Origin of the sequence: Streptomyces sp. 1331.2, assembly GCF_900199205.1 — a bacterium.
In the GTDB taxonomy this organism is placed as follows: Bacteria; Actinomycetota; Actinomycetes; order Streptomycetales; family Streptomycetaceae; genus Kitasatospora.
Genome location: NZ_OBMJ01000002.1, coordinates 189625 through 203678 on the forward strand (window position 1 = coordinate 189625; position 14054 = coordinate 203678).

General features: G+C 72.7%; 14 protein-coding genes and 1 pseudogene. 9 read left to right on the forward strand and 6 right to left on the reverse strand.

Annotated features, from left to right (window positions below):
- Window positions 1-112 precede the first annotated feature (112 nt).
- Window positions 113-814: a substrate-binding domain-containing protein gene (locus CRP52_RS33955; protein ID WP_257033188.1), complete on the reverse strand. Its 702-nt coding sequence runs from the start codon at window positions 812-814 to the stop codon at window positions 113-115.
- An 85-nt stretch (window positions 815-899) separates the two neighbouring features.
- Here CRP52_RS33955 and CRP52_RS33960 point away from each other — a divergent pair, with 85 nt between their 5' ends.
- From CRP52_RS33960 to CRP52_RS33990, 7 genes are all read left to right on the forward strand, one after another.
- Window positions 900-1667 carry an IclR family transcriptional regulator gene (locus tag CRP52_RS33960; protein ID WP_097240682.1) on the forward strand — a complete coding sequence of 256 codons (768 nt, stop codon included), beginning with the start codon at window positions 900-902 and terminating at the stop codon, window positions 1665-1667.
- A 100-nt stretch (window positions 1668-1767) separates the two neighbouring features.
- Entirely contained in the window at window positions 1768-2976 is a 1209-nt protein-coding gene (locus CRP52_RS33965; protein ID WP_097240683.1) for a 4-hydroxybenzoate 3-monooxygenase, read from the forward strand.
- A gap of 98 nt (window positions 2977-3074) precedes the next feature.
- Window positions 3075-4100, forward strand: a complete 1026-nt coding sequence (locus tag CRP52_RS33970; RefSeq protein ID WP_097240684.1) for an amidohydrolase family protein — start codon at window positions 3075-3077, stop codon at window positions 4098-4100.
- A gap of 17 nt (window positions 4101-4117) precedes the next feature.
- Window positions 4118-4807: a 4-carboxy-4-hydroxy-2-oxoadipate aldolase/oxaloacetate decarboxylase gene (gene ligK / locus CRP52_RS33975; RefSeq protein ID WP_097240685.1), complete on the forward strand. Its 690-nt coding sequence runs from the start codon at window positions 4118-4120 to the stop codon at window positions 4805-4807.
- 3 nt (window positions 4808-4810) lie between these two features.
- A complete protein-coding gene (locus tag CRP52_RS33980) occupies window positions 4811-5743 on the forward strand; it encodes an amidohydrolase family protein (protein ID WP_097240686.1) in 933 nt (310 codons plus the stop codon).
- Window positions 5744-5788: 45 nt separating this feature from the next.
- Window positions 5789-7096, forward strand: a complete 1308-nt coding sequence (gene ligA / locus CRP52_RS33985) for a protocatechuate 4,5-dioxygenase subunit alpha (RefSeq protein WP_097240687.1) — start codon at window positions 5789-5791, stop codon at window positions 7094-7096.
- Between the two features lies 1 nt (window position 7097).
- The gene (locus tag CRP52_RS33990) at window positions 7098-8063 is read left to right on the forward strand and encodes a Gfo/Idh/MocA family oxidoreductase (protein WP_097240688.1); all 966 of its coding nucleotides are present in this window, start codon (window positions 7098-7100) and stop codon (window positions 8061-8063) included.
- Between the two features lie 71 nt (window positions 8064-8134).
- Here CRP52_RS33990 and CRP52_RS33995 read toward each other — a convergent pair.
- A pseudogene (locus CRP52_RS33995) lies at window positions 8135-8221 on the reverse strand (MaoC family dehydratase); the annotation flags it as partial.
- A gap of 211 nt (window positions 8222-8432) precedes the next feature.
- Here CRP52_RS33995 and CRP52_RS34000 point away from each other — a divergent pair.
- Window positions 8433-8963 (forward strand): EF-hand domain-containing protein, encoded by a 531-nt coding sequence (locus CRP52_RS34000; protein ID WP_107474921.1) that lies wholly within the window; start codon window positions 8433-8435, stop codon window positions 8961-8963.
- A 21-nt stretch (window positions 8964-8984) separates the two neighbouring features.
- Here the strand turns inward: CRP52_RS34000 and CRP52_RS34005 are convergent, their stop codons facing one another.
- The 3 genes from CRP52_RS34005 to CRP52_RS34015 all read right to left on the reverse strand — a co-directional run bounded on the left by CRP52_RS34005 (window position 8985) and on the right by CRP52_RS34015 (window position 11969).
- Window positions 8985-9893: an NAD(+)/NADH kinase gene (locus CRP52_RS34005; RefSeq protein WP_097240689.1), complete on the reverse strand. Its 909-nt coding sequence runs from the start codon at window positions 9891-9893 to the stop codon at window positions 8985-8987.
- Complete coding sequence (locus CRP52_RS34010) at window positions 9890-10915, reverse strand: SPFH domain-containing protein (RefSeq protein ID WP_097240690.1); 1026 nt, start codon at window positions 10913-10915, stop codon at window positions 9890-9892. The genes CRP52_RS34005 and CRP52_RS34010 overlap by 4 nt, the downstream gene beginning before the upstream one ends.
- Window positions 10916-11075: 160 nt before the next feature.
- Window positions 11076-11969 (reverse strand): S1 family peptidase, encoded by an 894-nt coding sequence (locus tag CRP52_RS34015; protein WP_097240691.1) that lies wholly within the window; start codon window positions 11967-11969, stop codon window positions 11076-11078.
- A gap of 324 nt (window positions 11970-12293) precedes the next feature.
- On the opposite strand from CRP52_RS34015, the gene CRP52_RS34020 reads away from it, so the two are divergent.
- Window positions 12294-13220, forward strand: a complete 927-nt coding sequence (locus tag CRP52_RS34020; RefSeq protein WP_097240692.1) for a phosphotransferase family protein — start codon at window positions 12294-12296, stop codon at window positions 13218-13220.
- Window positions 13221-13267: 47 nt separating this feature from the next.
- On the opposite strand, the gene CRP52_RS34025 is transcribed toward CRP52_RS34020, so the two are convergent.
- Window positions 13268-13861 (reverse strand): DUF6461 domain-containing protein, encoded by a 594-nt coding sequence (locus CRP52_RS34025; RefSeq protein ID WP_097240693.1) that lies wholly within the window; start codon window positions 13859-13861, stop codon window positions 13268-13270.
- Window positions 13862-14054: the final 193 nt, after the last annotated feature.

Below are 14054 nucleotides of genomic sequence, written 5' to 3' on the forward strand. Positions count from 1 at the left end.
GCCCAACGAGCCAACCGCCCGGATGGATACGGCCGGACGGAATTCGTCGTACCGCCGTCCTCGGCCCGCCCGGCCCAGGCCCGGCAGCATCCTGTCCTGACCTGCAGATCCGTCAGTTGTGGTCGCCGGCGGCCCGCATGCCCTTGGCGTGGGCGGCCTTCGTGGCGGTGTCGGAGCCGAGGAGGTCGAGGACCGCGGTGGCGCGGTCCGGTGCGGAGGACGTCGCCGGCACGGCGCCGGTGAAGGTCGAACTGATCGCGGTGCTGCCCGGCAACGGCCCGAGGACGGTGACGCCCGGCAGGTCCATCAGTTCGCTGTGCTGTTGGAACGCGAGGTCGGCGTCGCCGGAGGCGAGCATGCTGCCGACCGGTGTCCCGGGCGGTGCCTGGACGAGCCGGCCTCGCACCGCTTCGGCGAGGCCGAGCCGGTCGATCAGGTCGACGACGGCCTTCCCGCTCGGGCCGGTGGAGTGGGCGACCCGCTTCGCGGTCAGCAGGACCTCCCGCAGGTCGGCCTCCGAGGCGAGCGCCGGGGCCGGTGCTCCCTCGGGTACGGCGGCGACGACCTGGGAGATCCACAACGGTCGCAGCGTGCCGTCGAGGAGGTGGCCCTCGGTGGCGAGGGCGGCCATGGCGTCGTCGGCGAGCACGAGGACGTCGGCCTCGGCGCCGGCGCGGACCCGCCGTGCGATGTCGACCCCGCCGGCCGACTCGAAGCGGACCGGGATCCCGTGGACCCGTCGGATGTGTTCGGAAAGTTCGGCCAGGACCGCCCGGGTCGCCATCGAGGACAGTCCGGAAATCTCTCGGTGCACGTCGCCTCCTTGTGTCCGGCCGATGCTACGGCCCACGAGTGGGCAGTCCGACAGGGGCACCCGACCGGTCTGCGAGACTGAGCGGATGAGCGCAACTCCTGGTACCGCGGCCGGAAAGGTTCTCCAGGTCCTGTCGACCTTCGATCGTGAGCACCGGTCACAGACCCTGTCGGAGATCGCTCAGCGCACCGGTCTGGCCCTGAGCACCACGCACCGCGTGGTGCGGGAGCTGGCCGACTGGGGCGCGCTCGAACGGGCGGAGGACGGCTCCTGGCACGTCGGGCTGTGGCTGTGGGAGATCGCGTCGGGGTGCCCCCGCACCCAGATCCTGCGCGACGTGGCGCTGCCCTTCATGCAGGACCTCTACGAGGCCACGCACGAGAACGTCCAGCTCGCCGTGCGCGAGGGCACCGAGCTCGTCTTCGTGGAACGGATCGCCGGGCACCGATCGGTCGAGCTGGTGACGATGGTCGGTGCGCGTTTCCCCGTCAGCGCCACCGGGATGGGCCGCGTGCTACTGGCGCACGCACCGCGGGACATCCAGGAGGCCGTTCTCGAAGCACCGTTGCAGGCCTGGACCGCACACACCCTGACCGATCCGAAGGCGCTGCGGGCGCAGCTGGACCGCATCCGCCGCGAGCAGGTCGTCGTCAGTGACCGGCAGCTCTCCGAGACCACGGTCGCGGTGGCCGCGCCGGTGCGGATCGGCCGGACCGGGCCGGTGAGTGCCGCGTTGGGGATCGTCATCGCGGCGCGCGGCGCGGGCCGCGCCCGCGGGCTGCGCGAACCGCTGCTGCGGGCCGCGTCCGGCATCTCCGAGGAGCTCGGACGGCGGACCCGTACGACGGCCTGACGCCGAGAGCGCTTCCGCCTGGCGGAAACCCTGCTGACTGCTCGCGGCCCCGGATGCCAGCGTTCGGGGTGTCCGAGACCGCAGTCGTTCAGGAGACGCCATGGCCGATGCCATCGACACCGTCACTTCGGTACCCGTCGCCGTCGTGGGGGCCGGCCCCGCCGGCCTGATGCTCGCTCACCTGCTCGGACGCGCCGGGATCGAGACGGTCGTGGTCGACACCCGTACCCGGCACGAGATCGAGACGACGCAGCGCGCCGGCATCCTGGAAGCCGACGTGGCCCGGGACCTGGTCGACACCGGGGTTTCCGGCCGGATCCTGCGCGAGGGGGACGAGCACGAGGGCGTGGAGCTGCGGTTCGCCGGCGGGGCGCACCGGATCGACTTCAAGGAGCTCGTCGGCGCGTCGGTCTGGTTGTACCCGCAGACCGAGGTGTTCGTCGACCTGGCCGACGCACGCGACCGGGACGGCGGAACGGTCCTCTTCGGCGTCGGCGACACCGAGGTCCTTGATGTCACCACCGAGGCGCCGAGGGTCCGTTGCACGGCGGCCGACGGGACCCGCCACGAGATCCGGGCCCGGTACGTCGTCGGCGCCGACGGGTCACGCAGCATGTGCCGCGACCTGGTGCCCGAGCACCGGCGCGTGCGCTACGGCAAGGAGTACCCCTTCGCCTGGTTCGGCATCCTGGCCGAGGCCCCGATGAGCGCCCCCGAGCTGATCTACGCCCACTCCGAGCACGGGTTCGCCCTGATCAGCCGGCGCACCGAGACCGTGCAGCGGATGTACTTCCAGTGCGGTCCGGACGAGTCCGTCGGCGCCTGGCCGGACGACCGCATCTGGGAGACCCTGCAGGCCAGGGTGGCCGGTCGGGACGGCTTCCGCCTGAAGGAGGGCGCCGTCCTGGAGAAGACGGTGCTGCGGTTCCGCTCCTTCGTGCAGGAGCCGATGCGCTGGGGCTCGCTGGCGCTCGCGGGAGACGCCGCGCACACCGTCCCGCCGACCGGGGCACGCGGCCTCAACCTCGCGCTCCACGACGTGAAGGTCCTCGCCGACGTCCTGCGACGGGCCCTCGGCCCCGAAGGGGACACCGCCCTGGACGACTACCAGCCGCGCGCCCTGCGGCGGGTGTGGCGGGCGCAGAACTTCTCCTCCTGGATGACCCAGCTGCTGCACACCGCGCCCGGCGGCACGGCGTACGACCTTCGGCGTCAACTCGGCGAGCTGGACAACGTGGTGGGCACCCGCGCCGGACGCACCTATCTCGCCGAGCAGTACACCGGCTGGCCCACCAGCGCCCGGCACTGACCTCAGGGCCGGTCGGCGGACCTTCGCCGGACAAGGCCCGGACAGGCCCCGGACAAGCCCCGGACGGTCACCACCAGACGCTCACCAGGAGAGAACGCATGATCATCGACTGCCACGGTCACTTCACCACCGCACCCGCGCAGTTGGCGCAGTGGCGGGACCGGCAGGTCGCGAGCGTCGGCGACCCCGACAACGCGCCCGACCCCGACCGGCTGGTCATCACCGACGACGACCTGCGCCAGGCGATCGAGGGCAACCAGCTGAGGCTCATGGACGAGCGCGGCAGCGACCTGACGGTCTTCTCGCCGCGCGCCAGCTTCATGGCGCACCACATCGGCGACTTCGAGGTCTCCTCGGTGTGGGCGCGGATCTGCAACGACCTGGTCCACCGGGTCGGCGCGCTCTACCCCGACCGCTTCGCGGTGGGCGCGATGCTGCCGCAGTCGCCGGGCGTCGATCCCGCGACCTGCCTGCCCGAACTGCGCCGTGCGGTGGAGGAGCTGGGCGCGGTGGCGGTCAACCTCAACCCCGATCCGTCCGGCGGCCGGTGGACCGCGCCGCCGCTGACCGACCGCAGCTGGTACCCGCTCTACGAGGCGATGGTCGAGTACGACATCCCCGCCATGATCCACGTCAGCACGTCCTGCAACCCGGCGTTCCACACCACCGGCGCCCACTACCTCAACGCCGACACGACGGCGTTCATGCAGCTGGTCCAGGGCGACCTGTTCGCCGACTTCCCGACGCTGCGGTTCGTGATCCCGCACGGCGGCGGGGCGGTGCCCTACCACTGGGGCCGCTTCCGCGGCCTGGCGATGGCACTGGGAAGGCCCGATCCCGAGGCGCTGCTGGACAACGTCCTCTTCGACACCTGCGTGTACCACCAGGCGGGCATCGACCTGCTGACCCGGGTGATCCCCAGCAGGTCCCTCCTGTTCGCCAGCGAGATGATCGGCGCGGTGCGCGAGGTCGACCCCCGCACCGGCCACCACTTCGACGACACGAAGCGGTACGTGGACGCGACCGCGAACCTCTCCGACCGGGAGCGGGCCGACGTGTACGCCGGCAACGCCCTTCGCGCCTACCCCCGACTCGCCGCACGACTCGCCGCCGCCGGCCGCTGACCCGAGGAGAAGAAGGCATGGAACACACCGAGATCGGCGTCGTCCACACGGCGGTCACCCGCGCCGACCCCGACGCCGTCGCCGCCCTGTCGGCGTACGGCGTGGCGACCGTCCACGAGGCCATGGGCCGGACCGGCCTGATGCGCCCCTACCTGCGCCCGGTCTACCCGAAGGCGCGCCTGTGCGGTACGGCCGTGACGGTGCTGCTGCAACCCGGAGACAACTGGATGCTCCACGTCGCCGCGGAGCAGATCCGCCCGGGCGACGTGGTCGTCGCGGCCTGCACGACCGAGAGCGAGGACGGCTTCTTCGGCGAGCTGCTGGCCACCTCCTTCCGGGCCCGCGGCTGCCACGGACTGGTCATCGACGGCGGCGTGCGCGACGTGGCCGACCTGGAGGGGATGGACTTCCCGGTCTTCTCCCGGGCGGTCAACGCCAAGGGCACGGTCAAGGCCACGCTCGGCTCGGTCAACGTTCCGGTGGTCTGCGGCAACGCCCTGGTGCGCCCGGGCGACGTGGTCGTGGCCGACGTCGACGGCGTCGTCGTGGTACCGCGTGAACGGGCCGCCGAGGTCGCCGAGGCCGCGGCCCGGCGGGAGGCGGGCGAGGAGGGCAAGCGCGCGCGGTTCCGCGCGGGCGAGCTCGGTCTGGACATCTACGGCATGCGCGGCCCGCTGGCCGAGCTCGGACTGCGGTACGAGGACTGAGACATGGACACCGACCCGACCACCGAGTTCGAGAAGACCCCCGGCTGGCTGGACTGGTACGCGGGCCCGAGCCGCCCGCAGTTCCGGCTGCCCGAGGGCGCCGTCGACGCGCACTGCCACGTCTTCGGCCCCGGGGCGGAGTTCCCGTACGCGCCCGAGCGCAAGTACACCCCCTGTGACGCCTCCAAGGACCAGCTCTTCGCCCTGCGCGACCACCTGGGCTTCGCCCGGAACGTGGTGGTCCAGGCGACCTGCCACGGAGCCGACAACAGTGCCATGGTCGACGCCCTGCGGGCTTCGGGGGGCCTGGCCCGCGGCGTGGCGACCGTACGCCCCGGCACCTCCGCAGCGGAGCTGCGGGACCTGCACGAAGCGGGTGTCCGCGGTGTGCGGTTCAACTTCGTCAAGCGGCTCGTCGACGCGGCCCCGCAGCAGGACCTGTGGGACGTCGTCGAGCGGATCAGGCCGTTCGGCTGGCACGTCGTCGTCTACTTCGAGGCCGGCGACCTCGCCGGCCTGCGCGAGTTCCTCCTGTCGGTCCCGGTGCCGCTGGTCGTCGACCACCTGGGCAGGCCCGACGTCGGCAAGGACCCGGAGGGCCCGGAGTTCGAGGCGTTCCTCGACTTCATGCGGGCCAGGGACGACATCTGGTGCAAGGTGAGCTGCCCGGAGCGGCTGTCACTGAGCGGCCCCGCGGCCCTGGACGGCGAGCGGCGGGCCTACCGGGACGTCGTCCCGTTCGCCCGGCGGGTGGTCGAGGAGTTCCCCGACCGGGTGCTGTGGGGCACCGACTGGCCGCACCCGAACCTCACCGACCACATGCCCGACGACGGCCTGCTCGTCGACTTCATCCCGCACATCGCGCCGACGCCCGCGCTCCGGCAGGCGCTCCTGGTCGACAACCCCATGCGCCTGTACTGGCCGGACGCCGACTGAGCCGCCCCGACCGCCCCGACCGCCCTACGAGAGGAGGCACCCCCCGTGCCGCTCGACAAGAGCTACAAACTGGTCCCGGGGACGACCGTCTTCGACGCCGAGCAGTCCGCCAAGGGCTACCACCTCAACCAGTTCTGCATGTCGTTGATGACGGCGGAGAACCGGCAGAGCTACCTCGCCGACGAGCGCGCCTACCTGGACGCGTGGCCGCTGCGGGAGGAACAGAAGCAGGCGCTGCTCGACCGCGACCTCAACGCCGCGATCCGCGAGGGCGGCAACATCTACTTCCTGGCCAAGTGGGGAGCGACGCTCGGACTGTCCTTCCAGCAGATGGCCGGGTCGATGACCGGCATGACCGAGCAGGACTACCGCGACATGATGGCCGGCGGCGGACGCCCCGTCGCCGGCAACCGGATCGACCACGCCGTCCTCGAAGCGGCGCACGCCGACCGACGTCCGCCGAAGGCAGGGGCCAGCATCACCGGCGCGGTGTTCACCTCGCACGTGCCCGCGATCGGCGCGGCCATCGACCACCACAAGACCGACGAGCCCTACTGGCGGCCGGTCTTCGAGGGCTACGAGTTCTCCAGGCGGTGGCAGCGGGAGAACGTCCCCGACGTGATCGTCCTGGTCTACAACGACCACGCCTCCGCCTTCGACCTGTCGCTGATCCCGACCTTCGTGCTCGGCACCGGTGCGGCCTACCCCATCGCGGACGAGGGCTACGGGCCCCGGCCGGTCCCCGGCATCGAGGGCGATCCGGAGCTGGCCGCGCACATCGCGCACGCGCTGATCCAGGACGACTTCGACCTCACCCTCGCCAACGAGATGACCGTCGACCACGGCCTGACCGTCCCGCTGTCGCTGATGTTCGGCGACGTCGAGCGGTGGCCGTGCAAGGTGATCCCGTTCCACGTCAACGTGGTGCAGTACCCGGTGCCTTCGGGCGCGCGGTGCTTCGCGCTCGGCCGGGCGCTGCGCAGGGCGATCGAGTCCTACGACCGGCCCCTGAAGGTGCAGGTGTGGGGCACCGGCGGGATGAGCCACCAGTTGCAGGGCCCGCGCGCCGGCCTGATCAACCGGGAGTGGGACAACGCATTCCTGGACCGGCTGGTCGCGGACCCGGAGGGCCTGTCCCGGGTGCCGCACCTGGAGTACGTCGAGGAGGCCGGCTCGGAGGGCATCGAGCTGGTCATGTGGCTGATCGCCCGGGGGGCGATGAGCGACATCGACGGATCCGGCAGGACCGAGGTCAAGCACCGCTTCTACCACGTGCCGGCGTCCAACACCGCCGTCGGCCACCTGATCATCGAGAACCACCCGCAGGGCGAGACGCCCGGCATGAAGGAGTGACATGACCGACGAGAAGACCGTCCGGATCGCCCTGGTCGGTGGCGGCGCCTTCGGCGCCAAGCACGCGGCCGCGCTGCGGCGGATCGAGGGCGTCGAGGTGACCGCCGTCGTGAGCAGCACGCTCGAACGCGCCCGGCGCTTCGCCGAGGAGCAGGGCACGGGCCGCGCCGTCGCGAGCCTTGAGGAGGCGCTGGCGGCCGACGACGTCGACGCCGTCATCCTCGCCACGCCCACCCCGGTGCACGCCGCGCAGACGCTCGCCTGCCTGGAGGCCGGCAAACACGTCCAGGTCGAGATCCCGTTGGCCGCATCGCTGGAGGACGCCGAGGCGTGCCACGCTGCGCAGCAGCGCACCGGCCTGGTCGCCATGGTGGGGCACACACGGCGCTTCAACCCCAGCCACCAGTGGGTCCGGCAGCGGATCCAGGCCGGGGACTACCGGATCCAGCAGATGGACGTGCAGACCTACTTCCTCCGCCGCGAGAACCTCAACGCACTCGGCCGGCCGCGCTCCTGGACCGACCACCTGCTGTGGCACCACGCCGCGCACACCGTCGACCTGTTCGCGTACCAGACCGGGTCGCCGATCGTGCAGGCCAACGCGATCCAGGGACCGATCCACCCCGAGCTCGGGATCGCGATGGACATGTCCGTCCAGCTGCGCGCGGAGAACGGTGCCATCTGCACCCTGTCGCTGTCGTTCAACAACGACGGGCCGCTCGGCACCTTCTTCCGCTACATCGGCGACACCGGCACCTACCTCGCGCGCTACGACGACCTGGTGACCGGGAAGGACGAGCCGATCGACGTGAGCGCGGTCGACGTCTCGATGGACGGCATCGAGCTGCAGGACCGCGAGTTCGTCGCCGCCGTCCGCGAGGGCCGCGAGCCGAACGCGTCCATCGCCCAGGTGCTGAACTGCTACCGGACGCTGGCTGCCCTTGAGGAGCAGCTGACCACACCGTGACCGGGTAGCCCGAAAGGGCCCCGTCTCCTCCTGGAGACGGGGACCTTTTCGGTACCCGGCGGTGTCGTGACTCAGGCGTAGAAGCGCGAGACGCTCTGCAGGACCGCGGCCGGCTTCGGCTCGCCCTCGATCTCCACGGTGCCGTCGACGGTGATCTCGCCCCACTTCGCGTCGGGCACGCCGATGACGGCGCACTCGAGGCCCCCGACCCGCGCCCCCTGACCCGCTCCCCTGGGGACACCGCGATGCCGGTCTCGGTCCGATTCCGGCCACGCCCGGGTGGCGGCCGTCGTGTCTGCTCCGGTCCGGCCGGTGGAGGCGATAGCGTCCGGCGGAGCAAGTCGGATGGGAGAAAGGGATGGTGACGGAATGTCGGACCAGGCGAAGCGGCGCATCTTCGCGATGTTGGACGCGGACGGGGACGGGGTGATCACCCGGGCCGAGTACCTTGCGCGGGTGGAGCGGGCGGCCTCGGCGTGCGGGCGCGAGCCGCAGGACCCCCTGGTCGAGGCGGCCAGGGCGGCCCACCGGGAGGTGTTCCGGCAGATGGACGGCGACGGGGACGGCGGCGTCACCTTCGAGGAATACCGTGACTGGGCCGGGCACGACGCCTTCGAGCAGTCCTGCCGGCCCGCCCTCGGCTCCCTGTTCGACCTCGCCGACTCCGACGGCGACGGCCGGCTGACCCGCCAGGAGTTCACCCGCCTTCGCGCGGCGACCGGGAACACGACCGACGGAGCCGCTGCCGCGTTCGCCGCCCTGGACACCGACGGTGACGGCACCGTGGACCGCGCCGCCTACCTGCTGGCGATCCGGGACTTCGTCACCAGCGGAGCCTCCCCGATGGCCGACGCCTACGGTGACGGGAGCCCGGAGCCGCGGGAGCTGTCGGCCCGCTGACGGTCCGGTCGGGGCCCGGGCTCAGCCCAGGAGGCGCAGGCGGGTGGTGGAGACGCCGACGCGGACGGTCTGGCCCCAGGTGAGGTCCAGGGCGTCCGCCTCGATCCCGTCGCCGAAGGCGACCAGGTGCTCGGACTCGACGGTGAGCACCAGGCGCCGTCCGGCGTCCAGCAGGCCGTGGACCTGGCTGGTGCCGGTGGTGGGGGAGGGCCAGGCCTCGCGGACGAACCAGGCCAGGGCCGGTGCGTGCGGGGCGGGCAGGGGGAGCGGGCTGCCGCGTTCCAGCCAGGCCGAGCGGCACCAGCCGGTGGCGCCCGTGCCGGTGCCGATCAGGACGCCCGAGGAGGCCTGGGCCTCGGCGGGGATTTCGGAAAGCACAGGGTCGTCGGTGCCCAGGCGGTAGCGGGCCGTCTGGTGGCCGGGCTGGCCGACGTACACCTCGTTCAGGGCGAGCAGCCGCTGGCCGTCGTCCGCGACCGCCTCGACCATGGTCCGCTCCTCCAGCGGCCCCCGGCCGTCCGCCGCCGCCCGTAGCAGGGCCGGCAGGGCGTCCACCCGGTGGCGCACCAGCACACCGGGGTTGCGGCCGGGGTCGGCGTCCACGCCGATGACCGGCTGGCCGTCCAGGTACTTGGCGACGTTGGCCACCAGGCCGTCCTGGCCCACCACGGCGACCACGTCCCCGGGTTCGAAGAGGAAGCGCGGCAGGTCCGCCCGCTCGACCCGGGTACGCCGCCAGTCCAGCGGTACGGCCGCCGCCGCCGCGGCGAGCGCCGCCGCCTGCCGGCGGTGGCGCTGCTCGACCTCCGCCGCCGAGCGGCCCCGGGAGGCGAGGAAGAACGCCGCCTGCCCGGGGGTGCCGTGACGGGCCACCAGTTCCTCGTACTCGGTGCGCCGGTGCACCAGGACCACCCGCGGGGCGAGGGTCACCGCTGCGCGCCGGGAGCTCCGGGGGCGCCGGGGGCGCCGAGGCGGGCGAGCAGGCCGGTGAGCACGTCCGGGGTGAGCGTCACGCTGTCGATCCGCGGCAGGTGCTCGGCCAGCCGCATCAGCGCCAGCGCCCGCAGCACCGCCGGGTCGGCCTGCTGGTGGGCGGTCAGCCAGGCGGCCTCCGCCGCGGCCCGGGCGTCGCCGAGGTCGCGGGCGGCCTGGGCCTCGGCGGCGGCGAGCCGGGTGCGGCGCTGGGCCTCGGCGTCGGTGCGGACCCGGTCGGCGACGGCCTCCTCCTCGGCCTGGAGCCGCTGGTTGGCACCCTGCTGGGCGAGCAACTGCTCCTCGCGGCGGGCGAGTTCGATGCGGTTGGCGAGTTCGTTCTCGGCGATGCCGCGCTCGTGCTCGACGGCCACCGCGCGGCGCTCGAAGGTCGCCCGGTCGGCTTCCTGCTGCACCAGCTCGCGGGCGGGGGTGCGCAGCGCCCGCTCGACCTCCGGCTCGGGCCGCAGCGCCACCACCCGGACGGCGATCACGGCGAGCCCGGTCTCGGCGATCCGGGGCTCGCCGGCGAGGCCGTCGGCCATCCGCTCGCGCACCGCGCTCACCCCGTCGGCGAGGGCGGCGGCGAGCGGGGTGCGGGCGAGCAGGCCGAGCGCGTGCTGCTGGGCGGTCTCGGTGAGCAGGGTGGCGAGCTGGTCGAGCGGGGCGGTGCGCCAGGCACCGGTGTCCGGGTCGATGCCGAAGTCGACGCGGGTGGCGGCGGTGGCCGGGTCGGTGATCCGGTAGGTGAGCGTCGCCTGGACGGTGACGTCCTGGAAGTCCGAGGTGCGGGCGTGGAAGAGCATGGCGAGTTCCCGGTCGTCCACGGGGACTTCGGAGATCGCCGCGGTCAGCGGTCGGAACCAGAACGCCAGTCCGGTGCCCTCGTGGGCGACCCGGCCGCGCCGCAGGTGGCGGACGTGGGCGGTGGGGACGGCGCGCAGGTGGCGCAGCCCGAATCGTCTGGTGATGTCGGCCATCGGTGGAACCCCTTTTCGTCATGGCGACGATATGGGTCCGTGCTGGTTTTCGTCAAGACGACGAAAAGGGGCCGCCCGGCCGCCCCCGCTGCCGCACGCAGCAGGGGCGGCCGGGCGGCCGGGGTCGGGATCGGGGTCGGGGAACGACGGCCGGGGTCGGTCAGTAGATGTTGACCCCGTAGGCGGCGAGCGCCTCGTTCACCGGTTGGAAGAAGGTCGTGCCGCCGGTGCTGCAGTCGCCGCTGCCGCCGGAGGTGATGCCGAGGGCCTTGGTCCCGTCGTACAGCGGGCCGCCCGAATCCCCGGGCTCGGCGCAGACGTTGGTCTGGATCATGCCGCGTACGGTGCCGCCGTCGGAGTAGCGCACGGTGGCGTTGAGCGCGGTGACCGTGCCGCCGTGCGTGCCGCTGGTCGAGCCGGTGCGCTTGACCGACTCGCCGACGAACGCGTTCGGGGCGGAGGAGTACCCGCCAGGGTGGCTCAGCGCACTGTTGTCGTACCGGACCAGCGCGTAGTCGTTGCCCGGGAAGCTGGAGTTGACGGTCGCGCCGATCAGCGTGGTGTGGCCCGAGTTGGTGTACCAGGTGCTCGCGACGTTCCCGCAGTGCCCTGCGGTGAGGAAGTAGTACGTGCTGCCGCTCACCACGTTGAAGCCGAGCGAACAGCGGTACTGGCCACCGTAGATGGCGTTGCCCGCCGAGAGCAGCGGGCGGAAGGTCCCGGGGGAGCGCTGGATCCGCAGGGTCGCCGCGTCGGCGCCGGCGGCCTGCCTGATCCTGGCGATCCCGTCCGGGGAGACGGAGCTGTCCGCCGTGACGACGACCCGGCCGGACGCCTGGTCGGTGTACCAGGCGATGCCGTTGACGTCACTGCGCTGCACCGCGTCGCTGACCGCCGCCAGCCGCGTGGGGGCGGCGGGAGCGGCGGACGAGGCGGGAGCGGCGACGGCGCTCGGCACGGCGACCGCGGTCGCGGACAGCAGGCCGACGGCGGCGGCGAGCAGACGAGTGGTCCGCGCGGTGCCGGTGTGGGGGGTGGTGCGCGTGGTCCTCACTGATCTCCTCCTGGGAGTGAGAGGCCCCTGAGGGTGGGGGCCGGTGAGGCGCGGTCAGGGCGTGCGCGGGCACCCGCCGCAGCTCACGGGAGCCACGCGGATGATCTGCCCCTGACAGGCGCTGACGGGAAGTATGGGCAGGGCCGTCGAGCCCGCACAAGCCCTCGGGAACGGGCCTGCACACCATCTCGACAATCCGTCAGGCCCGGGGCGCCCGGCTCCGTTGCGGCCGACCCGGGGGCGCGACCCGGGCCGACCCGGTGAGCAGGCAGCGCCGCGGGAAACTCCGGTGCGGCGAGGAACTGCGGGCCCTAGCATGCGTGGATGGACCTCTCGCATCTCGGCGCGCCGCTCGGGCCGATGGTTCGCGTCCACGGCGGGTTCGCCAACCGGATGTACCGGCTCGACACCGACCAAGGGTCGTTCGCGGTGAAGGAGTTGAACCTCGCCGACCGCCGCCGGCCGTATCGGGCCGAGGACGTGTTCAGGTTCGAGCGGGCGGCCTTCGCCGCCGGCATCCCGATGCCGGAGCCGATCTCGGCGAGCCACGACACGCTCGTTCACCGGTGGGTCGAGGGCGAGAAGGTGCCGGAGGCACCGGTGTCGGCGGCGTACGCGTTCGAGATCGGTGAGATCCTGGCGCGCCTCCACGCGCTCGACGTCGCGTGGACCGGTGCGCCGGTCGAGGAACCGGAAACGCCACGGGACTGGCCCGAGCTCGCCGCGCGGGCGGTGGCGACCGGACAGCCGTGGGCCGACGAACTCGCCTCCCACGTCGAGACGTTCCTCGCGATCGCCCGCTTGGTCGACACCTGCGAACGGCCGGGCCCCGTGGTGCTGACCCACCGGGACGTCCAACCGTGGAACCTGCTCGCTCGCGAGGGCCGGCCGGTGGTGCTCGACTGGGAGCTCTCCGGGATGCTCGACCTGTCCGGCGAGCTCGGCTCGACCGCGCTGAGCCTCGCGAAAGGGCCTGGCTTCGACGACATCAGGCCCGCCGTCTTCCGTTCGGTCCTCGACGGCTACGTCGCGGGCGGCGGAGCGCTGCCGCCGTCAGGTCCGAGCTGGTTCGTGTACATGGTCGGCGGCTGGCTGGGGCACACGAGGTGGAACATCCTCCGGTGCCTCGCCGGAGTCGAGGCGAGCACCGGCCCCGACCTCGCCCTGTCGCACGAGTCCGCGCGCAACGGCGTGCGCGGCCTCCCCGACCTGTACGGCCGGCTCCCGGAACTTGAGGCGCTGCTCCTGTGACAGCCACCCGTGTGCATGTGGGCGGAACGAATCACCGGAGCACCCGATCACCTGATCACGAACGCCGGAAGGGCCGCCTCCTCGACATCGCGGGGCAGGCCGAGGCCGAACCGGGCCTCGATCACCGCCAGGGTGGCCCGTTCGGCGTCCTCGCCGTCCTCCCCCTCCGGGCGGGCGGACTCGCCGTCCGGGCGGAGCACGCCGGCCCGGACCAGCTCCTCCAGCAGGAAGTCCGGCTGCGAGCCCCACCGCCACACCTCCTCGCCGAGGCCGAAGGAACAGACGGCCACCCCGTCCCTGGCGTAGGCGAACTGCCGCGGCGGATGGTCCGGCTGAGGGTCCAGCCGGACGGCCTCCACCCCGCCCCGCGAGACCTCGGCCAGCCGCTCCACCCCGCCGGGTATGCCGTACTCCAGGGCGAACGACCACCCCTGGTAGGCCCCGACCCGCACCACGGACTCGTCATCCGTTCCGTCGTCCATGACGACGCCCCACGCCTGCGCCCCCGTCACCGGCGACGGCACGGACCCGGCCACGCCGCCCATCCGCACCGCGAGCTCCCCCGGCGTGACACCACGGGCGAACACGACGCCGAAATACCACTCCTCACCCTCGACCAGCCACCGAAGCCCGTCCCCCATGACTCGGCTCCCTCCCTGCTCCCTGCGCACGCAGGCCACAGTACCCGCGCATCCGGACTGCCGGCCTGGACGTGCGGTGAAGGCGAGCGCGACGTGAAACCTCGCCGCGCCCGATCAGCGAACGGCTTCCCCGACCCGGCGCATGAGAGCGGATCTCAGAGGGCGGGACCAACATGATGTCCGTTTCTCGCTT

Bases quoted from the DNA above. Each gene is read 5' to 3' on its own strand.
- CRP52_RS33960 (WP_097240682.1), top strand. From the start codon at position 900: ATGAGCGCAACTCCTGGTACCGCGGCCGGAAAGGTTCTCCAGGTCCTG.
- CRP52_RS33965 (WP_097240683.1), top strand. From the start codon at position 1,768: ATGGCCGATGCCATCGACACCGTCACTTCGGTACCCGTCGCCGTCGTG.
- CRP52_RS33970 (WP_097240684.1), top strand. From the start codon at position 3,075: ATGATCATCGACTGCCACGGTCACTTCACCACCGCACCCGCGCAGTTG.
- ligK (WP_097240685.1), top strand. From the start codon at position 4,118: ATGGAACACACCGAGATCGGCGTCGTCCACACGGCGGTCACCCGCGCC.
- CRP52_RS33980 (WP_097240686.1), top strand. From the start codon at position 4,811: ATGGACACCGACCCGACCACCGAGTTCGAGAAGACCCCCGGCTGGCTG.
- CRP52_RS33990 (WP_097240688.1), top strand. From the start codon at position 7,098: ATGACCGACGAGAAGACCGTCCGGATCGCCCTGGTCGGTGGCGGCGCC.
- CRP52_RS34000 (WP_107474921.1), top strand. From the start codon at position 8,433: ATGTCGGACCAGGCGAAGCGGCGCATCTTCGCGATGTTGGACGCGGAC.
- CRP52_RS34010 (WP_097240690.1), bottom strand. From the start codon at position 10,915: ATGGCCGACATCACCAGACGATTCGGGCTGCGCCACCTGCGCGCCGTC.
- CRP52_RS34020 (WP_097240692.1), top strand. From the start codon at position 12,294: ATGGACCTCTCGCATCTCGGCGCGCCGCTCGGGCCGATGGTTCGCGTC.
- CRP52_RS34025 (WP_097240693.1), bottom strand. From the start codon at position 13,861: ATGGGGGACGGGCTTCGGTGGCTGGTCGAGGGTGAGGAGTGGTATTTC.